22 protein-coding genes are annotated in these 23,283 nt (G+C 59.0%); 12 read left to right on the top strand and 10 right to left on the bottom strand.

The window, feature by feature from the left end:
* Positions 1-44 precede the first annotated feature (44 nt).
* Entirely contained in the window at positions 45-1,073 is a 1,029-nt protein-coding gene (locus VB780_RS01705) for an aromatic ring-hydroxylating dioxygenase subunit alpha (RefSeq protein WP_323349406.1), read from the top strand.
* 118 nt (positions 1,074-1,191) lie between these two features.
* Here VB780_RS01705 and grxD read toward each other — a convergent pair whose 3' ends face one another.
* The 3 genes from grxD to VB780_RS01690 form a co-directional block, all read right to left on the bottom strand.
* Positions 1,192-1,515 carry a Grx4 family monothiol glutaredoxin gene (gene grxD, locus VB780_RS01700; RefSeq protein ID WP_323349405.1) on the bottom strand — a complete coding sequence of 108 codons (324 nt, stop codon included), beginning with the start codon at positions 1,513-1,515 and terminating at the stop codon, positions 1,192-1,194.
* A 56-nt stretch (positions 1,516-1,571) separates the two neighbouring features.
* On the bottom strand, positions 1,572-1,826 hold the full coding sequence (locus VB780_RS01695) for a BolA family protein (RefSeq protein WP_073610311.1): 255 nt from the start codon (positions 1,824-1,826) through the stop codon (positions 1,572-1,574).
* A 136-nt stretch (positions 1,827-1,962) separates the two neighbouring features.
* Positions 1,963-2,577, bottom strand: a complete 615-nt coding sequence (locus tag VB780_RS01690; RefSeq protein WP_323349404.1) for a hypothetical protein — start codon at positions 2,575-2,577, stop codon at positions 1,963-1,965.
* Positions 2,578-2,779: 202 nt separating this feature from the next.
* Here VB780_RS01690 and VB780_RS01685 point away from each other — a divergent pair, with 202 nt between their 5' ends.
* The gene (locus VB780_RS01685) at positions 2,780-4,885 is read left to right on the top strand and encodes a S8 family serine peptidase (RefSeq protein WP_323349403.1); all 2,106 of its coding nucleotides are present in this window, start codon (positions 2,780-2,782) and stop codon (positions 4,883-4,885) included.
* 2 nt (positions 4,886-4,887) lie between these two features.
* On the opposite strand, the gene VB780_RS01680 is transcribed toward VB780_RS01685, so the two are convergent.
* The 4 genes from VB780_RS01680 to VB780_RS01665 all read right to left on the bottom strand — a co-directional run bounded on the left by VB780_RS01680 (position 4,888) and on the right by VB780_RS01665 (position 9,231).
* Positions 4,888-5,508: an exopolysaccharide biosynthesis protein gene (locus VB780_RS01680; RefSeq protein WP_323349402.1), complete on the bottom strand. Its 621-nt coding sequence runs from the start codon at positions 5,506-5,508 to the stop codon at positions 4,888-4,890.
* 216 nt (positions 5,509-5,724) lie between these two features.
* Positions 5,725-6,576 carry an alpha/beta hydrolase gene (locus tag VB780_RS01675; RefSeq protein ID WP_323349401.1) on the bottom strand — a complete coding sequence of 284 codons (852 nt, stop codon included), beginning with the start codon at positions 6,574-6,576 and terminating at the stop codon, positions 5,725-5,727.
* A 256-nt stretch (positions 6,577-6,832) separates the two neighbouring features.
* Positions 6,833-8,275: an Asp-tRNA(Asn)/Glu-tRNA(Gln) amidotransferase subunit GatA gene (gene gatA / locus VB780_RS01670; protein WP_323349400.1), complete on the bottom strand. Its 1,443-nt coding sequence runs from the start codon at positions 8,273-8,275 to the stop codon at positions 6,833-6,835.
* Between the two features lie 230 nt (positions 8,276-8,505).
* Positions 8,506-9,231 (bottom strand): Bax inhibitor-1 family protein, encoded by a 726-nt coding sequence (locus tag VB780_RS01665; protein ID WP_323349399.1) that lies wholly within the window; start codon positions 9,229-9,231, stop codon positions 8,506-8,508.
* Positions 9,232-9,665: 434 nt separating this feature from the next.
* On the opposite strand from VB780_RS01665, the gene VB780_RS01660 reads away from it, so the two are divergent.
* Positions 9,666-10,118 (top strand): hypothetical protein, encoded by a 453-nt coding sequence (locus tag VB780_RS01660; RefSeq protein ID WP_323349398.1) that lies wholly within the window; start codon positions 9,666-9,668, stop codon positions 10,116-10,118.
* Positions 10,119-10,166: 48 nt separating this feature from the next.
* Here the strand turns inward: VB780_RS01660 and VB780_RS01655 are convergent, their stop codons facing one another.
* Entirely contained in the window at positions 10,167-11,756 is a 1,590-nt protein-coding gene (locus tag VB780_RS01655) for a glucose-6-phosphate isomerase (protein ID WP_323349397.1), read from the bottom strand.
* A gap of 392 nt (positions 11,757-12,148) precedes the next feature.
* On the opposite strand from VB780_RS01655, the gene mscL reads away from it, so the two are divergent.
* Together mscL and VB780_RS01645 are read left to right on the top strand one after the other, a co-directional pair.
* Positions 12,149-12,580, top strand: coding sequence for a large conductance mechanosensitive channel protein MscL (gene mscL, locus VB780_RS01650; protein ID WP_323349396.1), 432 nt, complete (start codon positions 12,149-12,151; stop codon positions 12,578-12,580).
* A gap of 95 nt (positions 12,581-12,675) precedes the next feature.
* Positions 12,676-12,879, top strand: a complete 204-nt coding sequence (locus VB780_RS01645; protein WP_323349395.1) for a DUF2949 domain-containing protein — start codon at positions 12,676-12,678, stop codon at positions 12,877-12,879.
* 88 nt (positions 12,880-12,967) lie between these two features.
* Here the strand turns inward: VB780_RS01645 and VB780_RS01640 are convergent, their stop codons facing one another.
* Positions 12,968-13,327, bottom strand: coding sequence for a single-stranded DNA-binding protein (locus VB780_RS01640; protein ID WP_323349394.1), 360 nt, complete (start codon positions 13,325-13,327; stop codon positions 12,968-12,970).
* Positions 13,328-13,651: 324 nt separating this feature from the next.
* Between VB780_RS01640 and VB780_RS01635 the strand changes: the two genes are divergently transcribed.
* From VB780_RS01635 to mreD, 3 genes are read left to right on the top strand one after another with little or no spacing between them, the layout of a single operon-like run.
* A complete protein-coding gene (locus VB780_RS01635; protein ID WP_190519847.1) occupies positions 13,652-14,686 on the top strand; it encodes a rod shape-determining protein in 1,035 nt (344 codons plus the stop codon).
* 33 nt (positions 14,687-14,719) lie between these two features.
* Positions 14,720-15,541 (top strand): rod shape-determining protein MreC, encoded by an 822-nt coding sequence (mreC, locus tag VB780_RS01630; protein WP_323349393.1) that lies wholly within the window; start codon positions 14,720-14,722, stop codon positions 15,539-15,541.
* Positions 15,538-16,110, top strand: a complete 573-nt coding sequence (gene mreD / locus VB780_RS01625) for a rod shape-determining protein MreD (RefSeq protein ID WP_323349392.1) — start codon at positions 15,538-15,540, stop codon at positions 16,108-16,110. Before mreC ends, mreD begins: the two co-directional genes overlap by 4 nt.
* A gap of 183 nt (positions 16,111-16,293) precedes the next feature.
* Here mreD and VB780_RS01620 read toward each other — a convergent pair whose 3' ends face one another.
* On the bottom strand, positions 16,294-17,028 hold the full coding sequence (locus tag VB780_RS01620) for an HAD family hydrolase (RefSeq protein WP_323349391.1): 735 nt from the start codon (positions 17,026-17,028) through the stop codon (positions 16,294-16,296).
* Between the two features lie 360 nt (positions 17,029-17,388).
* Between VB780_RS01620 and VB780_RS01615 the strand changes: the two genes are divergently transcribed.
* The 4 genes from VB780_RS01615 (at position 17,389) to VB780_RS01600 (ending at position 23,275) form a co-directional block, all read left to right on the top strand.
* Positions 17,389-18,741, top strand: coding sequence for a glycosyltransferase family protein (locus tag VB780_RS01615; protein WP_323349390.1), 1,353 nt, complete (start codon positions 17,389-17,391; stop codon positions 18,739-18,741).
* Between the two features lie 48 nt (positions 18,742-18,789).
* A complete protein-coding gene (locus VB780_RS01610; RefSeq protein WP_323349389.1) occupies positions 18,790-20,034 on the top strand; it encodes a glycosyltransferase family 4 protein in 1,245 nt (414 codons plus the stop codon).
* A gap of 3 nt (positions 20,035-20,037) precedes the next feature.
* A complete protein-coding gene (locus VB780_RS01605; protein WP_323349388.1) occupies positions 20,038-21,207 on the top strand; it encodes a glycosyltransferase family 4 protein in 1,170 nt (389 codons plus the stop codon).
* 241 nt (positions 21,208-21,448) lie between these two features.
* On the top strand, positions 21,449-23,275 hold the full coding sequence (locus tag VB780_RS01600; RefSeq protein ID WP_323349387.1) for an ABC transporter ATP-binding protein: 1,827 nt from the start codon (positions 21,449-21,451) through the stop codon (positions 23,273-23,275).
* The last annotated feature ends 8 nt before the right edge of the window (positions 23,276-23,283 follow it).

The raw sequence follows: 23,283 nt of genomic DNA, 5'->3' as shown, positions 1-23,283 counted from the left end.
TGGAGTCTGCTATGCCTAACAGGATATTTTTGGAAGGCATTGCTATGGCCCATCAACAGACCTACCCAAGGGGATGCACCTTTACCGAATCAGACTGGGATGCGCTTTACCCGTTCTGGTATCCCATTGCCTTTAGCCATGACGTAACCGATCACCCCGTCACCGCTACCCTGCTCGACCAGCGGCTGGTAATTTGGCGCACGGCTGGCGGTCTTTCGGTCGCCAACGATATTTGCCTGCACCGAGGCATTCCCCTCAGCATGGGCTGGGTAGCGGGCGACCATCTGGTCTGTAAGTACCATGGCTTTCACTACGCTGCCGATGGTCAGTGCGTTAAGGTGCCCGCTAACCCAGAGGCCAGCATTCCCAAAAAACTGTGTCTCAAAACCTACCCGGTCAAAGAAGCCTATGGCTTGATCTGGACGACCCTCAGCGGCAGTGACCAATACCCCCTGCCCGAGTTGCCCGAGTGGAATGACCCTGACTATCAGCAAATTTTGCCCGAAACCGTAGACCTAGATGCGGCGGCAGGCCGACAGATAGAAGGTTTTTTGGACGTGGCTCATTTCGCCTGGGTGCATACCGACACCTTTGGCGATATCAACAATCCAGTGGTGCCGCGCTATGAGGTGAGCCCCACGGAGCATGGCCTGCGGGCAGAGTATCTCAGCAGCGTGAGCAATTTTCCGAAGGCCATGCAAGACCGCGCTCCGGCAGACTTTCAGTGGCTGCGGGTGTTTGAGGTGTTCCTACCGTTTACGGCCCGGCTGACCGTGCACTTTCCGGGAGAGGGGCGGCTGTGTATTCTCAATGCGGCTAGCCCAATCTCGGCTCGCAAAACTCGGGTGTTTGTGCCGATCTGCCGCAATTTCGACAAAGATATGCCCCTAGAGCCGGTATATGAGTTTAACTATCAGGTGTTTGAGGAAGATAAGCAGGTGGTAGAAGCCCAATACCCGGAGGATTTGCCGCTCGATATGTCGGCAGAATCCCACATTGGGGCCGATAAAACCTCGATTACCTACCGCCGAGGGCTGCGATCGCTCGGCCTAGGGGCAACCTATACCGCCTAAAAAGCAGCCGATCCCTAGATCGGCACAAACAACTCAGCTCAGCCCTTGATAATAGAGGGCTGAGCTGAGTTCAAACTTGCCGGAGGAGTGATTTAGCCATTCAGGCTACCGCAAACCCCTAGGAAGCCATGGCAATTTCCACCATTTCTTGAAGCTTGCCGTTTTGGTACAGCTCGATGAGAATGTCGGAACCGCCGACAAACTCGCCGTTGATGTACACCTGGGGAATGGTGGGCCAGTTGGAGTACTCTTTGATGCCCTGGCGAATGTCTGAATCGGCCAGCACGTCAACGGTCTCAAAGGGGACTCCCAGCACGTTGAGAATTTGCACCACATTGTTGGAGAAACCGCACTGGGGCATGAGCTTGTTGCCCTTCATAAACACCATGATGGTGTTGTTTTGCACCAGCTGATCGAGTCTTTCTTTAGTTGCCGAATCCATAGCGTCGATACCCTTGCAGAACGAAGTAAACGGTTGAGGCGAAGCGATGCCCAGGCTTAGGCGCTTTGAGCAGCCCAATCTTCTGGGGTATAGGTCTTTAAGGCTAACGCATGGATAGCCTCGGAGGACATGGCCTCGCGCACCGCCCCATACACCAACTGATGCTGCTGCACCAGACTGCGCCCCGCAAACTGTGACGAAACCACAACCACCTGGTAATGGTCGCCGCCGCCGGTCAAATCTTGCACCTGCACATCGGCGTCGGGAAGGCCAGCTTTGATCATGGTGCTAACCTGGTCGGGAGTAATCATGAACAGTTCCTTGTGGGATAGGTAGCTGGGGCACTCAACTCCCCTAAGACCATATTGCCAGGAGCAACCCTTAGTCGCTAACCGGGGGGCATTGAATCTAGCTATGGTTGACTAAGAAAGGTCGAGGAGCGATCGCCTATTCAGTCGGCTCGGCTGGCTCGACTGCCTCAGCTGGCTCAGCCGGTTCGACTGGGGTGGCAGCCGCCCGGCCATTGTAGGGCTCATCGACAAAGCCCAGTTCAAACAGCTGCTGATAGGCTCGCTGGCCCAAATCGCGGGTGGGCTGCTGGCTGCGCAGAATTTCCATCAGCAGGGGCACCGCCTCGTTGGCCTGATTTTGCGAGCGATAGACCAGCGCCAGCTGATAGGACGCCTGATCGCGCAGCTGCGCGGTCTCTAGCGCTTTTTCTCGGTTGCTGCGGTTGATTTGGGTGTCAACCCCAACAAACATCTGAGCTAGCTCTTGGTAGTAGGTTGAGAGCTGGTTAAAGCTCTCCTTGGCTGCCTTGAGCTTTTCTTCGGCTAGGGGATAGTTTTGGTCGGCGATCGCAGCGCTGGCCTCGGTCATAAGCTGCTGCCCCGAGGCAATGCTGAGGGAGCTGCTAGCCTGGTTTAGCGGTCGTACCGGTTCAGAGCCACTACCCTCCTGGGCCAGGGCCACCCCAGATCCCCCTGCAACCAGGGCAATAGACAGGGCAGCGGCGGCACAACCGCCCCAAGACTGACGCAGCAAACGGGTAAAGACGACCATAGAGTAAAACGCCGTGAGGGACAACAAAGCAGTGAGGGACAATTAAACAGAAAATCACTGGGGTATCTTATCATCTCGGTATGGTGCAGTACCGATTTCCAACCCAGTCAGGCAACTGTCCTAGGGTATATCGGGTTAGCACCATAGCCAGGTCACAGACTGCTCTAGTGGCAAAAAGTTCCCGCCGGGGGCCAACTCCTCAATGACCGCCTTTCCCTCCGATGCTCGTTTGCCCAGCAGCGGCCCCCGCAGCAATTTTCGAGGGGAAATCTTGCAGCGCGGCGGCGAAGAGCTGCTGCTCGAAAAAGTGCCCGCCCGCTTCACCACCCGTCTGACAACACCCACGGCCTTAGAACCGCTGCAACAGCGCCTCAACCCTTTGGCGGTGCGCCCGGTAGCAGGAGGACAGCTGGTGGAGTGGCAGATGGCTGAGAATGGTCTGGAAGCAGCCCTAACCGCAGCCCGCCAAGACCCGACGGTACGCTTCGCCAGCCATGTGTATCGCCTGGTCGATAGCCCGCAAACCTGGGTCTATCTGACCGACCAGCTCACGGTGCAGTTTGCCCCCGAGACTACCGCTGCCACGATTGACGCCCTTCTGGGGAGCTTGGGCATTGCCATCGAAAACCCGCTAGAGGGCATGCCCAATACCTTTGTGGTGCGGGTTACCTCAGCGGCGATCGAAAATCCAATCAAAATTGCCAACCGACTGATGGCTCTGGAGACGGTGCTGGCGGCAGAACCTAACTTGTCTATAGAAACCGGCAGCCTCTACCGCCCCACGGACGATCGCTATCCCCAGCAGTGGCACCTGTTTCACAACGGTGGCGCTAGCTTGACCCCAGGGTCGCACATCTCAGCGGAAGCCGCGTGGGATATTACTCGGGGATCCAGGTCGGTGGTGATTGCCGTCAGCGACGACGGGTTTGACCTCAACCATCCCGATCTCCAGGGAGTCGGCAAGCTGGTAGCACCGCTAGATCTGCGCGATAAAGATGCCTTGCCCCTGCCCGCCAAGCAGGACGAAAACCACGGCACCGCCGTCGCCGGGCTGGCCATTGGCGAAGAAAATACCACTGGCATCGTCGGGGTGGCCCCTGGTTGCGCCTTTTTACCGATTCGTACCACGGGCTTTATCGACGATGGGGCGATCGAACAGCTATTTGACGAGGCGGTGCGTCGGGGGACCGCCGTGATTGTCTGTAGCTGGTCACCGGCGGCAAACTACTTTCCTCTTACCCTGCGGCAGACCAATGCGCTGACGCGGGCCGCCACCACCGGGCGCAACGGCAAGGGCTGCGTGATTGTCTTTTCGGCGGGCAATGCCAACCGCCCCGTCAGCGGCACTGTAAACGAAACCCAGTGGCCTAAGAATGCGCTCAACGGCCCCACCCGGTGGCTGAGCGGGTTTGCCATTCACCCCGATGTGATTGCGGTGTCAGCCTCGACCAGCCTGGGCACCAAGGCCGCCTACAGCAACTGGGGCGAACACATTGCCGTAGCGGCCCCCAGCAACAACGCGCCGCCCAATATGGCCCTGCCCCAGGTGGGCAATGTGCCAACTGGGCCGCCGCTGACCCAGTACCAGCCGGGGCGGGGCATGGTGACGAGCGATCGCACCCAGGGAGCGGGCTACTCTAGCGACGACTACACCAATACCTTTGGCGGCACCTCTAGCTCGTGTCCGGTGGTAGCGGGGGTAGCGGGGCTGATGCTCTCGGTCAACCCCAGTCTGACGGCTCGGCAGGTGCGCGAAATTTTGCAGACCACCGCCGACAAAATTGTCGATCGCACTCCAGACCCCCAGCTCGGCCTTCAGTACGGCACCTACAATGCCAACGGCCACTCCCAGTGGTTTGGCTACGGCAAGGTAAATGCGGCGGCGGCGGTGCGCGAGGCCCAGCGTCGGGCCTTTGCGGGGCGACAGCTAGGGCGGGTGGTGCAGCAGCAAAACCAGACCGAGCAGGCGATCCCAGACAATCAGCCGGGGGGAGTGGAGAGCAGCGTGGCGATCGCCGCTGCCGGAACCGTGGCCGATATCCAAGTGGAAGTCGTCTTAGAGCATGAGTTTTTAGGAGATATTAGCCTGCACCTGGTTGCCCCCAACGGCATAACCGCAATCATTCAAAGCCGCACCCTGGGCCGCCAAAGCGAGCTACACCAAACCTACAGCCTGGAAACGACCCCCGTGCTCGTCAGGCTACTGGGCCAACCGGCCCAAGGCACCTGGCGACTGCGGGCGGTGGACAGTGTTGCCGGTGCCACAGGTACCCTGCGGCGTTGGGGGCTGACTCTGGGGGTGAGCTAGGGCTAAAAGAAGCGGTTGCTGAGAAACTCGATGCCGGTTTTGACCGCCTCGTAGCCAAAGGTCAAAATTAGTGTGGTGAGAATGCCCCCCATCAGGCACAGCACCAGCCCACCTAAGCTAATGGCACCATCGTCGTCGAGCAGGCCAAACCCAGTTACAAAAATGCCCATGGCGGGCAGGGTATTGGTGCCCGGAATGGGGATCATCATGGAGATCGACATCAGCGCGATCGCAATGCCCAAAACCGTGCGCCCCGGCAAACTGGTGCAGACCGGCGTCAGGCGAGGTCGCGAAACCGCCTCTAGCCGCCGCAGCCAGGGGGTACCTGCCTTGACAATTTTTTGCACCGACCCCAAATCAAACTGCTTGTGGTTCCAGTTTTCAGGCATCCAGGGTTGAGTGCGCCCGGCGATAAGCTGCACCGCCAGCAGAAACATCACGATACCGAAGGGGGTTGAGTAGCCAGGGGCCGGCAGCGGCAGGGCAGACGGCAACGCCAGCACGACGAACAAAAAGCCAAAGGTGCGTTCGCCAGCCAGGGTCAAGATTTCTTTGAGGCTGACTTGGGGAGTGCCGACCTCTTCAAAAAAATAGCGGGTAAGTTCCGTAGAAAGGCGAGCCATAGAGTGTTTTATAGGGTGATGAATAGGAGCAGGATTTAGGTATAGGCTAGCGAAACTGTGGCCTGCACTAGCTTGGCAAGCAGCCCTGAACATTGAAAAGCGATCGCCCAGGGGCAAGGCGATCGCTCTGTTAGCGCTAACGATAGCAAATTCAGTGCGGGCGCTTGCAGACCTCACAGCGGGATTTACGCGAGCTTTGCAGATCGGCTAGGGCCGTTAGTGCTTAACCAACACATAATCTTGCAAAAACTGGCGCAGACGTTGAGCAAACTCATCGCCCGCCCAGTCAGGTAGGTCGTTGTGGTCAGCATCGGGCACCAACCATAGAGACTTGGGGCCACTCGTAGCCTGATAGAGCGCCTCGCTCATGGCAGCCGGTACCGAGGCATCCGCTAGGCCATGCAGGTAGAGGGTAGGAACCTTGAGGCGGTTGACCTTAGCGATCGACTCAAACCTTTGGGTGAGCAGCTGACGCACCGGGAACCAGCGATTGTACTGGGAAAGGGTCGCCATATCGGCCATAGAGGTGAACGACGCTTCAACCACCAGCCCTGCTAGCTGAGGCACATGGCTAGCTAACTCAATGCCAATCGCCCCGCCGAGGGAATGACCGTAGACCACTAACTGTTGAGGCATGACGCCTTGCTCAACCTGCAAAAACCGCCAGGCCGCCAGAGCGTCTTCGTATAGCCGCTGCTCGGTGGGGAAGGGTCCAGAACTCTGGCCATAGCCACGGTAGTCGATGGTCAGCACCGAGGCCCCTAGCGATCGCAGCTGCAGCGCCTTGCCCAAATTGCTAGAAACATTCCCAGCATTGCCGTGGAGATACAAAATGGTGAGGCCATTGCCCGAGTTCGCCGGCAGCCACCAGCCGTGCACCAGCCCAGCCCCATCGATCGGAATCCAAACATCTTCGTAGACAACGCCAAACGCATCCGGAGTCACGCCCATGGCCGGACAGGGCAAATACATCAGCCGCCGCTGGGCAAACCACAGCCAGCTGCACAACGAAAGATAGATGACCCCTGCAATGCCCAGAACGCCGAAGAGAAGTTTGACAATGGGCATGGAAAGAATGGAGAAAGTAGGTGAGTAAGCGAATAGGGCTTTAAAGACCGGTGACAGTTGCCAAAACTTTGCCCCTTGCTTGCTGCCTATTATGGGGCATTTGCCCCGCTTCCCCATACTCCCCTGTGCCGATTTTTTCAGCAGTTGAAGGGTTAGGCAAAACTTTCCCCTACCCAGCCCACCAGCGACTGGGGCCGCAAGAGACGCCTAGGCAATCCAACCCAACTTGGTTTCCCTGCTTCATCGGCAAAAGAGGCTAGGGCACCCGACTGTGCCACTCCGTCGCCTGCTCGTAGGCGTAACCCACCTCAAACAGCAGGTCTTCGCGCAGGGCATTGCCAATCAGCTGTAACCCGATGGGCATTCCCTGGTCGTCAAAGCCGCAGGGCAGGCTGAGCCCTGGCAGCCCCGCCAAGTTGACCGGAATCGTCATCAGGTCAGTCAGATACATGCTGAGGGGGTCGTCTACCTTTTCGCCCGCTTTAAAGGCAGTGGTGGGAACGGTAGGGCACACCAGCACATCGACCTGGCCAAAGGCCGCTTCAAAGTCTTGCTTGATCAGGGTGCGCACCTTTTGGGCCTTAAGATAGTAGGCATCGTAGTAGCCCGCCGACAGGGCGTAGGTGCCGATCATAATTCGCCGCTTCACCTCGGGCCCAAAGCCCTCGGCCCGCGTTTTGGTGTACATCGACATGAGGCTGTCGTTGTTGTTGCGGATGCCGTACTTGACTCCGTCATAGCGAGCCAGGTTCGACGATGCCTCTGAGGGAGCAATGATGTAATAGGCAGGCAGGCCGTAGGCAAACCGGGGACAGGAAATTTCTTGGATTTCGGCTCCAAGGTCTTTAAGCTGCTGAATAGCGGTTTCGGTAGCAGCGCGCACGGCGGGGTCAATACCCTCGGCGGCAAAGGTTTCGGTGATGATACCGACCTTACGGCCCTTGAGGTCAGTCTTGAGATATTGGGTATAGTCGGGGATCTTGACATCCAGGCTGGTGGAATCTTTGGGATCGTGGCCTGCGATCGCCCCGAGCAGCAGGGCCGCATCTTCTACGGTGCGGGCCAGAGGGCCAATTTGGTCGAGTGAAGAGGCAAAGGCCACCAATCCAAACCGCGATACTAGGCCGTAGGTCGGTTTAAGACCCACAATGCCGCAGAAAGAAGCGGGCTGACGGATCGAGCCACCCGTGTCTGACCCGAGGGCGACGGCACATTCTCCAGCCGCTACGGCAGCGGCAGACCCGCCGGAAGAGCCGCCGGGTACGCGGCTGACATCCCAGGGATTGCCGGTCAGTTGGTAGGCCGAGTTTTCGGTGGAGCTGCCCATGGCAAACTCGTCGAGGTTGGTTTTGCCCAGGGCGATCGCCCCCGCATCCCGCAGTTTTCCGGTCACCGTTGACTCGTAGGGGGGCACAAAGTTTTCGAGAATCTTCGACCCGCAGGTGGTGCGTACCCCCTGGGTGCAGAGGTTGTCCTTGAGAGCAATGGGAATGCCGGTCAGCGGGCCAATGTCTTCGCCAGCGGCAATGCGGGCATCAACCTGGGCTGCCTGGGCCAGGGCTTGGTCAGCCGTCACGGTCAGGTAGCTGCGGACGGTGGGTTCCAGGGCTGCAATTTGGTCGAGGTAGCTCTGGGTAATCTCCACCGCAGAGCGTTCTTTGCTGACCAACTGTTGATGCAGAGCGCGGATGACAGACATGGGACTCCTTAAAACTGATCCGGGGCGAATTAGGGCAACGGGCACCAAGGTATCAGTATAGGAAGGATGGGGCGCGAAACGTCGTTTTTAGTTGAGCAGGTTGGGGAAGGTGCGATCGCCCCGAGCTGACCAGCACGGTCAAAATCGGGCATCAAAAAAGTCCCGGAAACCATTTGGCTCCGGGACTTCGGTTCAATATTCAATAGAGGAGGTTAAACTCCGCCAGCGTGCTAGTCGCGGTTGATGGCAATCAGCAGACGCAGAATGAACACAAACAGGTTGATGTAGGTGAGGTACATCGACAGCGCCGCCGATAGGTACTGCTCATCTTTGTAGGTGCGGGGCAGAATGAAGAAATCGACCACCGAAGCACCGCAGAACACCAGCACGCCAAAGGCCGAAATGGCAATGTCGAGGAACTGGGGAATGGGGCCGCCAAACAAGGAGAAGACGAACTGACCCACTACCGCCAACAGCACAGCGACAACGCCCATGCCGATGGTTTTGGTGAGGGCAAAGCCGTCTTCTTCAGACAGGTTAGAGCCAATCTGGCGGGCGGCGATAAAGACCACGCCGCATGCCAAAGCCGACGCACCAATGCCGGTCACACCGACCCCAGCAGTACCCAGGGCTACAGCTAGCAGGCCGCTGAGGGTATAGCCCGTCAGCAGGCTGTAAGTAGCTAGTAGGGGCAGGGCGGTGCTGTTGTTGCCCTTGGAGGCCACGTTCATCGCCACAAAAAACAGCGCAATCTGGGCAATGAACGCCACCCAGAAAGTGGGCATAAAGATGGCCGGGTTGCTGGCCATCACGCTCAGGCCGCCAAAGGAGCCCAGGGCGGTTAGAATCAGGCCGCCGCCGACATAGGGCAGAGCATTCTTAATGACGTTGGGGCCGACTAGGGTTTGCCCCTTAGCTTTACTAATCGCTTCACGAAAGTTGCTGGTATTACTCAAAGCCCTATCCTCTACGACGAAATAGATTTGGCAGAATAGATTTAGGTGCCTCGGTCAGGGCGATGGCCCTCCTGGGCCGGTCTTTGACCATCGCACAAGCTAAAACTAACCACAGAGCTAGCTTAGCCGCTAAATCTGGTCAAGCCGTTTTTCCTTATCTAGATTTTAGTCAACTTTACTGAATTGGGTAGGCAGTCTTGAGGTGTGGATATCTACCCGCCGCTGGGTCGCCGGTTAGCCGCCAGTTGGCTAAGAGTCACAGGCTTTCCTCGATCGAAAACAGGGGCAACTACCATCGGACTGGAGGCCGCGAGTCAAGGAGTATTGGGATAGTGGTTGATGCGGATAGAAGTGAGTCTCCTAGTGGGTCGGAGGCAAAGGCCATTCCTAGGAAATTAACCCAACGCTGGTGGTGCCTCCTCTGGGGTGTAGCTGTGGCGATCGCCCTACCCTTTGCCGCGATCGCCCAGGCCCAAGAGGGCACCACCGCTGAGCCAGACCGCATCATTCGCTCAAACCGACGGGTGATTATTCGGCAGTCGCCAAACATTCTTCGCCAACCGTCGATTATTATTCTGCCCTACCCCCGCCCTGAGACAGAGAGCGAGCAGGTGAGAATCGAGTTCGATGCTCGCGGCAATGATTGGGGTGCGGTTTACCTCAACAATCGCCTTGTCTATCGGCCCCACAACTTCGATCGCCAGGAAACCCTCTACCTGCCTCCCGGCGGCTACCGCCTCGAAATTACCGGGGTGGTGCGATCCGATGTCTGGGCCAGCGGCTACCTCGATCTGGGCCGCGATAGCTCTCGGCTGGTAGTAATTCGCTTTTCTAAGACCGAGGGCATTGCGGTATCGGGCAGCCCCTACGTATGGATTCCGGATTAGGGTTTGAACGTTGGCACGTCCGACCGTTCAAACGTGCCAACGTAGGCTCTAGCTTAAGGCCGCGATCTTGATCGCTTCGGGATGGCCGGGGTTGCCGTGGATGACCAGACTGCGCTGGTTGGCGTGGAGGTGGCGGGCGATCGCATAGATCGTCTCTACTTGGTCAGGTGCCCCCGCTGCGGCAGCCAGTTCACTTAGGGTCAACGGCTCTGCGCTCTGGGCTAGGGCGTGGACTACGGCCTGTTGCAGGTCGAGTACCCCCGAGGCAGCTAATTTGCCCGCCTCAACGCCCGGCTGGTGGTAGGCATTGATATTCACCAGCGACGCGTAGAAACCCACCGCCCGCTCGTATAACGCAATCATCGCCCCAATAGTGTGGGCATTGACCTCAGGAATCGTCAGCGTGATGGATTGGCGCTGGTTTTCGTAGAGAGCCTTGCGGGTGCCCTGTAAAAAGCCAAACAGAAAATCGCCGCTGGTGGCACCGGGCTCCATCTCTGCCGACTCACCAGCTCGGTCTTTCAGGACTTCAATGAAGGTGACGAAAAAGCTGGCTACGCCCTCGCGCAGCTGCTGCACGTAGGCATGCTGGTCAGTAGAGCCTTTGTTGCCGTAGACGGCAATGCCCTGGTAGACCAGGTTGCCGTCCAGGTCTTTTTCTTTGCCCAGTGACTCCATCACCAGCTGTTGCAGGTAGCGGCTAAACAGCAGCAGGCTGTCTTTGTAGGGCAGCACCACCATGTCTTTTTCGCCCTTGCCGTTGCCTGCGTAGTACCAGGCCAGGGCGATCAGGGCGGCGGGGTTGCGGCGCAGGTCGGGCACGCGGGTGGCCGCATCCATCTCGCGCGCGCCGCCGAGAATGGAGCGAATGCTGATGTTTTGCAGAGCGGCGGGCAGTAGCCCTACCGCCGATAGCTCGGAGGTGCGGCCCCCCACCCAGTCGCGCATGGGGAACGTGGCCAGCCAGCCCTCATTGAGGGCCTGGTTTTCGAGTTTGCTGCTCCGTCCGGTGACAGCGACGGCCTGTTTAGGAAAATTCAGCCCCCGCTGCTCGAAGCGGGTGCGTACCTCCACCATGCCGTTGCGGGTTTCGGCGGTGCCCCCCGACTTCGAGGTGACGATCACCAGGGTGGTGGGCAATTTATCCTCTAGTCGGGCCAAGATGCGATCGATGCCCTCGGGGTCGGTGTTGTCGATGAAGTGAATCGCCAGAGGTGGAAAGTCAGGGCCCAGGGCCTGGGCGACAAACTGCGGCCCTAGCGCCGAACCACCGATGCCAATGGAGAGCACATCGGTAAACCGCTCTTGCCCAGGGGGGGTGATGCTGCCAGTGCGCACCTGGCTGGCGAACTGCTCAATGCTGGTTAAGGTTTCGAGAATGTCTTGCTTGAGTTCAGGGGTGGGGGCCAGATCGGCATCGCGCAGCCAGTAGTGGCCTACCATGCGGTCTTCGTCGGGGTTGGCGATCGCCCCAGCCTCCAGCGCGGCCATATCGGCAAATGCTTTCGCAAAGCGGGGCTGCATGGTGGCTACAAAGGCATCGTCAAACCCCATGCGGCTGACATCTAGGTAAAAGCCCAGACCTTCGTGGTAGTAGAGCCAGTCTTTATAGCGTTGCCAAAGGGCGGCTGCATCCATCCTGTCACTCCTCGGTCTAAACCGTATTCACTAACGTCCTGAGGTGCAGTTTAGGATAGGACGGCCACCGCCACCAAAAGGGTGGCTAAACATACAACCTGGTCTCGGCAAGGCAAGATGAAGAACGCCGCTTTAAGTTATCGACCTTTAGCAAATCAGATCGGCCATCCAAAAACTCAGCGGCTTTTATCACAGCGCTCAGCTTAAGCCCCATGGCGAGTTCTGTTTGCACAGAACTCGCCATGGGGCAATCCCCAGCAGTCCAGCGAACTAGAGCGGCGGTAGGGGCGATTTGGGTCAACCGTCCCTGCTCCAACGAGGACATGACATATAGATTCTTTATGAAGTGTTGTAATACTGTTTATCTGTATTTGTTCTGTGAGGACAACTCTATGGCCAACGGTATGGGCGGTCGGCGTACCCGAGCGCGCGCCTTCAGTATTTGGGACGATTTTAGAGCCTTTGCCCTAAAAGGGAACGTAGTCGATCTAGCCGTGGCGGTGATCATTGGCGGAGCCTTTGGCGCCGTCATTAGTTCTCTGGTGGAAGATATTCTAATGCCCGCTATTATCAATCCCCTGCTGTCGGGGGCCGGCACTGACTGGCGCGAGGCCGTCGTCGGCCCTGGGATTCGCCTGGGCAGCTTCATGGGTACTATCATTGACTTCTTCATCATTGCCCTGGTGCTCTTCATCATCATCCGCGCCTTTGAGCGCCTCAAACGAAAAGAAGCCGCTGCCGATCCTGAGCCCACTATCGAAGAAAAGCTCAACGACACCTTGACTCGGCTTGCCAACCATCTCGAAAGCCGCCCCGAACGGTAGAACACGGTTAGCCCTAAGGACTTCTTAGGGCAGAGGCAGTATTTAGTCGGAATCGCTATAGTAAGGGCTAACTACTCGCCTCTGCCCAGATTCCTATGGCCTCTCAACGTCAAAAGCAGCTTATCGAGTTTCTGCAAACTGAACTGGCGGTATCGTCTGAAGCGATCGCCATGGGTTTACGCAAGGCGGGGCAGGCCACAAACCTGCTGCCCATGGCTCTGTGGCAGTATGGGCTAGTCAGCACCGATCAACTCAGCCAAATCTTTGACTGGCTCGAAGAATTTGGCCCCGCGACCTGAACCCTCAGCACTCAGTCAACAATTAAAATCTGTACTCGTTTGTGCCCAACCCAGCAGGCAGATACTGTTGAACAGCGTGAAGACCGGCCTAAAATTCGTCATCGTTGAGGTTCATCGAGGCTTCATTATCGCGGCGAGATCCCAGCAAATCCAATCGATCTACCCGTACTACTGGCTTTGAGCGGGCTGCCCCGCTAGAGCGATCTTGCCAGTGGTCGAGCTTAAGGGCACCACTTATGCCAATCAAACTGCCCTTGCGCACGTAGTTAGCCGCCACCTCGGCATTTTTGCCCCATAGCTCAAGGTTGAACCAATCGGGCTTATCATCTCGGCTCGATCGCCGCCGCACCGCCAAGGTCAAGTTGCACACCACCGTGCCCGACTCAAAATATTTTACCTCTGGGTCAGTGCCCACGCGGCCCACCAGAGTTACCACATTGATTGTCATTGCTGCTTGCCCAACACTCGTCCCAGCATTGTAGGCGAAACCTCAATCATCCGTCAGGAACTCTGCGCCAACTAAACCCGTCATGGGGCAGGCTGTGCATCTTTGACATCGGTATAGTTGCCATTAGGTCTAGGGTCTACTGATTCAGACAGATTCAAATCTTCGGGGATACCCTGGGGCTTTTCCCTCTAGCGATAAATATTTCATTACTAGACGCACCGATACGAAACGTAATAGAATCCACTTCGATGTCAACGTCAGCCCCTAGGGGCATGCCTTAGCATTGGTTCACTGTCTTTTCTTGATGTAGGGGCGTTATTGCCTGTGGCTTTCTTCGACAGATTTTCTCGCGATATGGGTATTGACCTCGGTACGGCCAATACCCTGGTGTACGTCTCCGGCAAAGGGGTCGTACTGCAAGAGCCTTCCGTAGTGGCCATCGACCAGGTCGAAAAGAAACCCCTGGCAGTTGGGGAAGAAGCTAAGCGCATGCTAGGGCGAACCCCCGGCAACGTGGTGGCTTTGCGCCCCCTACGGGACGGTGTTATTGCTGACTTTGACACCGCCGAACTCATGCTTAAGCACTTCATTCGCCAAGTGCATGAAGGCCGCACCCTGGTATCGCCCCGCATCGTGATTGGGATTCCCAGCGGTGTGACCGGGGTTGAACGGCGGGCGGTGATGGATGCCGCCCAGCAGGCCGGAGCCCGCACCGTATACCTGATCGATGAGCCCGTGGCCGCAGCCATTGGCGCAGGCCTGCCCGTGGCCGAACCCACCGGCAACATGATTGTGGACATCGGCGGCGGCACCACCGAGGTGGCCGTGCTGAGCTTGCAGGGCACGGTGCTCAGCGAGTCGGTGCGCGTAGCCGGAGACGAACTCAGCGAAGCCATCTCCAGCTATATGAAAAAGGTGCACAACCTCGTCGTTGGAGAACGCACCGCCGAAGAAATCAAGATCACCATCGGCTCAGCCTACCCCAACCCCGATGACCACGAGATCGCTATGGATGTGCGCGGTCTGCACCTGCTGTCGGGCCTGCCTCGCACCGTCACGGTCAAAAGCGCTGAGATTCGCGAGAGCATGGCCGAACCGCTTTCGGTCATTGTCGAAGCGGTCAAGCGCACTCTGGAGCGTACCCCCCCTGAATTGGCTGCCGACATTATCGATCGCGGCATTATGCTGGCCGGGGGTGGGGCATTGCTCAAGGGGCTAGATACCCTGATCAGCCACGAAACCGGCATTCTGGTGCATGTGGCGGCGGATCCTCTGAGCTGTGTGGTGCTGGGCACCGGGCGAGTGTTAGAAAACTTCAGCCAAATGGGCCGAGTCTTCAGCGGGCGATCGAGCCTGTAGGGCATCCCCAGAGTCGTCATCTACCCAGAACCTATGTTTGCCCTACGCCGCTGGTGGACACGTCACGCCCTCAAAGCGGGAATGGTTACCCTGGCCATTTCCTCAGCTTGGCTTATGCGGGCCAATGAAGGTGCCGTTATCTACGAAACCTATCACTGGCTAACCCGGCCTCTTCAGCCGGGCATGAGTCGTGAGCAGCAGTTCGAAAACAGCTATATTCTTGAGCTCCAGCAGCGCATTGTAGAGCTGGAGAACCAAAATCGGTCTCTGCAAACCCTCAACGACTACGAAGCCGCTACCCTCCTAGAAGGGGTACGGGCAACGGTGATCGGACGGGGGGCCGACCACTGGTGGCAGCATATTGTTCTCAATCGGGGCAGCCGTGACGATGTGGCAACCGGGCACGTAGTCACTGGCCCTGGCGGCCTAATTGGTCGGGTAGTCGCCGTATCGCCCAGCACATCACGGGTGTTGTTGATCAGCGACCCCACTAGCCGGGTGGGGGCTAAGGTCAGCCGCAGCCGCGCCATGGGGGTGGTGCGAGGGCAGTCTAACAACCGAGTGGTGATGGAGTTTTTTGAAAAACTTCCCGATGTCAAGGCTGGGGACGTAATTGTTACCTCTTCCTACAGCCGCCTGTTTCCCCAGGACATTCCCATTGGGCGCATTGAATCGATCGATTTGACCAAGAGCCCCGCTCCGGAGGCTGTAATTCAGCTGTCGTCGCCTCTGCCTATTTTAGAATGGGCCATTATTCATCCCTTTGAACCCCAGGAAACGGTAGATTTACCTGTACTGCCGGGGGCGACACCTGAGAATGGCGTGATTCCTGGCGGCGATGGGGCTCAGCCATGACCATTGGGGTAAGAGCATCGTCACGGCCCCTGTGGCGGCAGCCCTGGATGATCAACAGCCTGGTTACCGTAGCGTCGGTGCTGGTCTGTCTGTTGCTGCTGCCCAGCCGCATACCGGGTATGGAACTGTTGGGGGTCACTCCCCACTGGCTGCTGATTTGGGTCGTGGCCTGGAGCATTAAGCGAACCCAATGGGAGGCCGCCCTGGCTGGGCTAGTCCTGGGCTTGCTGCAGGATGCCATGACGGCCCCTGACCCAACCCACACCCTTAGCCTGATTGTGGTCGGCGTGTTAACGGCACGCCTGCAGAAACAGCGCTACCTGCAAGAAGACATTGTGTCAGTGGCGCTGATTGTCTTTGCCATGGCGGTGATTGCAGAAACGGTGCTGGCGCTACAGATTAGCTTTGACCAGCTTTTGTCGGCCAATTCGCTTTACCCGCCCCTGGGCAGAATCTGGATGTATCACCAGCGGGTGGCGCTGAGTTCCGCTATTTTGAGCAGTCTTTGGGCTCCGGCGCTGTACTATCCCCTAAATCGCTGGTGGGATCGCTACCCCGCTGAGCCTTAGGGAAAACATGACAGACGAACGGGTTGGTGACACAGGCAAGACAGCCACAATTCCTGACTATCACGCCCTATTTTATTCTTCAAAATCGTCCCTGTAGCCAAGGCCACAGGGACGATTTGTATCAATACTGGATAGGCCAGACCAAGCTTACGTACCCATCCAAGTCGGTATGGGTAGACAGTCTTAAGCGCGGCCCCCTAGGGTGACTCGCTGCTGAAGTTTTTGGCAAGCCGTCCACAGGTCGGGCAGCAGGTGGGTGGGGCGAAAGCCCTGGAGGTAGCTGCTGCTGCGAATGCCGCAGGTGACAGCGACGGTGTCTAGACCTAGGGCCTGACCGGCCATGATGTCGGCTTCGGTGTCGCCCACCATCCAGCTTTGGCGGAGGTCGTAGCCCTGGCGCTGCTGGGTGGCGATCGCCGCCCGCAGCCGTTCTACCTTGTGGTTGACCTGGTTACTGTAGGCGGCGTCTACCTGGGGCATGCCGTAGAGATCGCTAACCGCCCAGCGCAGGTCATGCTGATCTAAAAATTCCATCACCTGGTCTGGAGAGCGGAGGGTGACGAGCACCACACGCACCCCGCACTGACGCAGCAGGTCGAGCGCTTGCCTAGCCTGGGGCTGCACCTGGTCGCGATCGAGCAGAGCGGCGTGGTTAACCATGCGGCTGACCTGGGCTAAGAAGGCATCTATGTTTGTTCCCTCTAACCCAGACCAATGGGCAATCTGCCGATCGGGCACTCGATTCTGCTTAAAGGTCCAAAACTGTGATTTTGACAGATAGCGAACGGTGACTGGGTTGCCCTGCATCTGCGCGTTGTCCTGAACCCATGCCAGACCCTGACGGTAGGTGGCGTAATAGCGGTCAGAGACATCGGCGATGGGGCCGTCAAAATCGCAAAAAATAGTGATCGCAGACATTACAGAAACTCCTCACCGACAAAGGCAGCCCAGGTGTATACCACCAAACGACATCATACATAAGCTTTGTCAATGGTTTCTTTACAAACCGCAAAGCTCACTCACTCTAGCAACCAAAACCCAAAATGACCACTGCCCCAGATCGGCAAACTAGTCGGCTGTTTCATGAGAAGGGTCTCATGGAACTTTCACGGGGGCTTTAAAGAGAGGCGGCATGCTGATAATAGAGATGCCAGATCAAAAGGCAAATATGGCTATAATTTGGCATTTAAGCAATTTTTTGGAACTTTAGCCGCTATTTCTTGGTCATTAAGCTTAGTTTAAGGGCTGTAACTAGCTTTAGCGCCTGAGGAGGCTGTTTTGCGCTCACCCCACCGACTTCAGAAGCCCGTGACAACCTTGGGGGCAGCGCCGCCGACTCCCGCGATTGCCTTGGGCACGGTTGCACCGAACGCAAAGCCTGCCTCAGCGCCACCGGCTCCAGCTCGGGGGCTGCGATCGCGGATCGTCCTCTACTCCCACGACACCATGGGGCTAGGCCATAAGCGCCGGAATCTGCTGATTGCCCAGGCGCTGGGCAGCGCTGGCCTGGAGGTTGATGTCTTGCTGATTAGCGGCATGGGCGACGCCAATGCCATGGCGGTGCCAGACGGCGTTGATACGCTGACTCTCCCCGCTCTATACAAAAACGCTGACGGGCAGTACGCGGCGCGGCGGCTCAACCTAGAGCTTCAGGAGATTGTGCAGCTGCGATCGCAGCTCATTCTCGCCGCCGTCAAAAACTTTCGGCCCAACGTGCTAATTGTGGACAACGTGCCCCGAGGGGCCGTGCGAGAGCTGGATGCCACGCTGGAATACCTGCGCCGCCGCTCGACCCGCTGCATCCTGGGCCTGCGGGATGTGCTCGACACCCCCGCCACCGTGCGCCGCGACTGGAAACGAGCCGAGAATGTCGCCGCCATTCGCCGCTACTACGACACCGTATGGATCTACGGCGACCCAGCCATCTATGACCCGCGCCGCGAGTACCGCTTCCCCGCCGATATTACGGAGAAGATGCGGCCCCTAGGCTACCTCGACTGCCGCGATCGGGCCAAGCACGTCGATGCTGCCGCCCGCGCCCAAATTCAGCAGCTGGGGCTGCCCAGCATGGATCAAGCCTGTCCAAAAGGCAACTGCGAGCTGGTGCTGTGCCAAGTGGGCGGTGGCCAAGATGGCGCAACCCTGGCCGAAGCCTTTGCCCAAGCTATCTTCCCGGCGAACACCACAGGCATTTTGTTAACCGGCCCTTTTATGCCCGTGGAAGCCCAGCAGCGTCTACAGGCGCTAGCGCAGGCCAACCCTCGACTGCGCCTGGTCGGCTACCTAGCGGAGCCCACCTTACTCCTAGAACGCGCCAGTCGGGTAGTGGCCATGGGCGGCTACAACACCACCTGCGAAATTTTGGCCTACCAAAAGCCAGCCCTAGTGGTGCCCCGCATTACCCCCCGCCAGGAGCAATGGATCCGAGCCGATCGCCTGTGTCGGCAGGGTTTGATTGACATGCTGCACCCCACCCAGCTCAGCCCTCAAACCCTGACCCAGTGGTTACATCAGCCAATTGCTGCCGCTACAGAGCGCCCTGCGGTCAACCTCAGCGGCCTCGACAATCTGGTAGCTGACCTGAAAAAGTTCTTAATCGCGCCTGCGCTCCCCGCCCTTCAAGCCTCGTGATTTGGCGCTTGACGTCCCCTAGCTCGCCTATCCTTACTCCTACGCCCCATGTCTCGCATTGCCTACATCGTCAAACGCTACCCGCGCTACTCGGAGACCTTTATCGTCAACGAAATCTTGGCCCACGAGGCGGCGGGGACTGAGATTCAGATCTTTGCCCTGCGGCCCCCGGCCGACACCCACTTTCAGGACAAAATTGCTCGGGTGCGGGCTCCGGTCACCTACCTGCGCAAACCGGCCCAGGGGCGCAGCAATCCATCGATTACCACCCTTACCCCAAACTCGGCTACCTATTTTTGGTCAGAGCTGAAGGAAGCGGCCCAGGTGTTCCCTGGCCTGTGGGGCAAGCTGGAGTCTGCCGCAGCCGAAGGATCCAGCGTGGTGTATCAGGCGGCGTGGCTGGCCCAGGAGATTCGCCTGCGGGATATTACCCACCTGCACGCCCACTTTGGCAGCGTCGCCACCAGCGTGGCCCGGCTGGCGGCCCACTTTGCCGAGGTGCCCTACAGTTTTACCGCCCATGCCAAGGATATTTTTCACGAGTCGGTAGATCCCGACGATCTGCGCCGCAAGCTGCGGGATGCTGCCTCAGTGGTGACGGTGAGCGATTACAACGTCGCCTACCTGCGCCAGCAATTTGGAGCCGATCCCAGCCGGGTACGACGGATCTACAACGGGATGGACCTGTCGGAATTATGCTACCAATCTCCGGCGGAGCGATCGCCCACCATTCTCTCGGTCTGCCGCCTGGTAGAAAAGAAAGGTCTGACCCACCTGATCGACGCCTGCGCCCTGCTGCGCCAGTGGGGAATTGAGTTTAGCTGCCAGATTGTAGGCACCGGGCCGCTGGAGGGAGCGCTGCGATCGCAGATTCAAGCCCTGCATCTCGATGATTGGGTGGATATTCTTGGCCCTCGCCCTCAGCAGGAAGTCTTTAAGCTCATGGAACAGGCAGCGGTATTCGCAGCTCCGTACATCATTGGAGCCGACGGTAACCGCGATGGACTACCCACGGCCTTACTAGAGGCCATGGCACTGGGCACCTCCTGCGTGGCCACCGATGTCACCGGCATTCCTGAGATTATTCGCCATGGCGACACGGGGCTACTGGTGAACCAAGGGGATTGCGAAGGTCTGGCGGCAGCGCTGCGACGACTGCTGACAGAGGCTGCCCTGCGAGACTCGGTGGCGACCAGGGCGCGATCGCTGATCGAGGCCGAGTTTGACATTGCCCGCAACGCCGCCGAGCTGCGATCGCACTTTCAGCCGACTCCTCAGTTCCAGGAGGTGTAACCCATGCGGATTGCCTATGTCTGCGCCGATCCGGGGATTCCGGTATTTGGCCACAAGGGCTGCTCCATCCATGTGCAGGAGGTGATTCGCGCCCTGGGTCGCCAGGGCGCAACGGTGGATCTGTTTGCGGTGCGAATTGGTGGCTCGCCCCCTGCTGATCTCGCCGAGGTTCCCCTGCACCAGCTGCCGCCCGTGCCCAAGGGGGAGCTGGCTGAGCGCGAACAGGCAGCGATCGCCCTCAACCCAATTCTGCGCGCCGAGCTAGAGCGCATTGGCCCCTTTGACCTGATCTATGAGCGCTATTCCCTCTGGAGCTACAGCGCCCTGGAGCTGGCCCGGGCCACCGGCACCCCCGCCCTGCTAGAGGTCAACGCACCGCTGATTGACGAACAGGCTCAGCACCGAGGGCTGGTGCGTCGAGATCTGGCGGAAGAATGTGCCCACCGCGCCTTTCACGCCGCCAGCGGGCTGATTGCTGTCTCGGCAGAAATCAAAGCCTACCTAGCGGGATGGGGTGTGGGCGATCGCGTCACCATCATCCCCAACGGAGTCAACCACCATCGCTTTACTCAAGCTCGGTTGGGGGTGCGATCGCACAGTGCGTTCACCGTCGGGTTCGTCGGTTCACTCAAGCCCTGGCACGGTCTGACTCACCTGGTCAACGCCTTTGATCGCCTGCACCAGCGGGTACCCCGAGCCCGCCTGCTGATCGTCGGCGACGGGCCGGAGCGGGCTTCCCTAGAAGCCGAGCTAGCCGAGCGGCAGCTGACCCCAGCTACCCGCCTGACCGGGGCCGTTTCCCCCGAGCAAATCCCCGCCCTGCTGGCCCAGATGGATGTGGCCGTCGCCCCCTACCCGGCCAGCACCGACTTTTATTTCTCCCCCCTCAAGGTGGTGGAATACATGGCGGCGGGGCTGCCGGTGGTGGTCAGCGACATTGGCCAGCTGCGGCACCTGGTTGTGGACAACGTTACGGGGCTGCTCCGTCCCCCTGGGGATGACGTCGCCCTGGCTCTAGCCCTAGAAGATCTGTGGAGTTCACCCAGTCGGCGGCGATCCCTGGGTCAGGCGGCGCGGCAGCACATTCTGGCTCACCACACCTGGGATGCGGTGGCTGAGAAAATTCTGGCGATCGCCCATCCCCAACCCGTAGGGTGCATAACGCTGGGGTGAGGCTAACGCCAACGCCAACGCGCAGCAATGCACCACTGATCTGCTGGCAAGCTAGACCTACCGCTGGGGCCATTTCGCTGGCCCCAGTCCCCCCTCGTCCAGGGCCGTTCCGCAGCCCTGGACCCAACGGAAAGGATTAGCCGATCATCGGTTTAAACCTCTGTCTTGCCAATGGGCTTGGAGGTGACATTCGACCCTGCGACATTGATCATCCCCTCACCCTCCACCCCTCACTCCCGCCATGGCTCGCTCTTCCTCCTTCACCCAAGCTGTTCCTGGCCTTTGGCAATTTGGCCGATACTTCTGGCCGCTGATTCGCCCCCAGTGGCCACTGCTAACGGTCTCTAGCCTGGCCCTGCTGGCCGATGTGGGGCTGCGGGTGCTCGAACCCTGGCCGATGAAGGTGATCTTTGACTACGTGCTGGTGCCTGCCCGCAGCGATGCCACAACACCTTTGGCGAGGTGGGATCCGGCTTTGCTGCTGGGATTGGCGGTGGTGGCGATCGTGGTGCTGACCGGGTTGCGTGCCTTGGCGACTTACTGGAATACAGTGAGTTTGGCGATCGCCAGCAGCCGAGTCATGGCCCAGGTACGCAACCAGCTCTACCGCCACCTCCAGCGGCTCTCCTTGGGCTACCACAGCCAGGCCCGCGGCGGCGACCTGATCGTGCGGGTCAGCGGCGACGCCAGCCGCATGCAGGAGGTGCTGATTACCGCTGCCCTGCCCCTGGTCTCGAGCCTGCTGACCCTGGTGGGCATGGTGGTGGTAATGGTGTGGCTCGATTGGCGGCTGGCGCTGCTATCGACAGTGACTTTTCCGCTGTTTTGGCTGGCGGCTACCCGGTTTAGCAAACGCATTCGCAGCGCCTCGCTCCAGCAGCGCAAACAGGAGGGGGCGGTGGCGGCCACGGCGGCGGAGTCGCTGGCGGCGATCAAGCTGGTGCAGGCGCTGTCGCTGGAGAATGCCTTTGCCGATGTCTTTGCCGAGCAAAACCAGCGCAGCCTAGACGATGTGGTTGAAACCAAGCGCCTCGCCGCCCACCTGGAGCGTACCGTCGATGTGGTGATTGCCCTGGGCACCGCCCTAGTGCTGTGGTTTGGCGCGCGGCTGGTGATTCAAGACGCCCTGTCGCCGGGGGATGTGCTGGTGTTTTTGAGCTATCTCAAGAACGCCTTTAAGCCGGTGCAGAATTTTGCCAAATATACCGGGCGACTGGCTAAGGCCGCCGCCTCGGGGGAGCGGATTTTGAACGTGATGGAGACTGAGCCAGAGGTGCGCGATCGCCTCCACGCCCGCCCCGCCCCCATCTTTGCTGGGGCCGTGCGCCTGGAAGATCTCTGGTTTGCCTACGAACCGGGCCAGCCTGTGCTGAAAGGGCTTAACCTTTCCGTTCAGCCGGGGCAGCAGGTCGCCGTCGTCGGCCCCTCCGGCAGCGGCAAGTCTACCCTGATGAGCCTACTGCTGCGCCTCTACGACCCCACCGCCGGGCGGGTGCTGATCGATGGCCACGACCTGCGCGACTACACCCTCGACAGCCTGCGTCCGCAAATCAGCGTCGTCTTGCAAGAGAGCCTGCTGTTTGCCGCCACCATTCGCGAAAACATCGCCTACGGCGTGGCAGGGGTCAGCCAGGGTGAAATCGAAACCGCCGCCCGCCTGGCCAACGCCCACGACTTTATTACCGCCCTACCCCTGGGCTACGACACCCCGGTGGGCGAGCGGGGGGCCACCCTCTCGGGCGGGCAGCGGCAGCGAGTTGCGATCGCCCGAGCCGCCCTGCGCCCTTCCCCAATTCTGATTTTGGATGAACCCACTACCGGCCTCGACAGCGCCAACGAGCAGGCTGTAGTTGCCGCCCTCAGACGACTGGCCCAGGGGCGCACTACCTTTCTGATTACCCACGATCTCTCCCTGGCCACCCAGGCCGATCAGGTGATTTATCTGGAGCAGGGACGCATGGTTGAACAGGGCAGTCATCGAGAACTCTTAGCCCAAAACGGCCCCTATGCCACCCTCTTTCGCATGCAGTCGGCCCTGCGTGATGAAACCTCTGTGGCGTTGGGGTAAAGAGGTTC

It is taken from the genome of Leptolyngbya sp. CCNP1308, assembly GCF_034932455.1.
Classification (GTDB): Bacteria; Cyanobacteriota; Cyanobacteriia; order Phormidesmidales; family Phormidesmidaceae; genus Nodosilinea.
The sequence above is the reverse complement of the archived record's forward strand: the minus strand, read 5'-3'. Positions and strand labels throughout refer to the sequence as shown.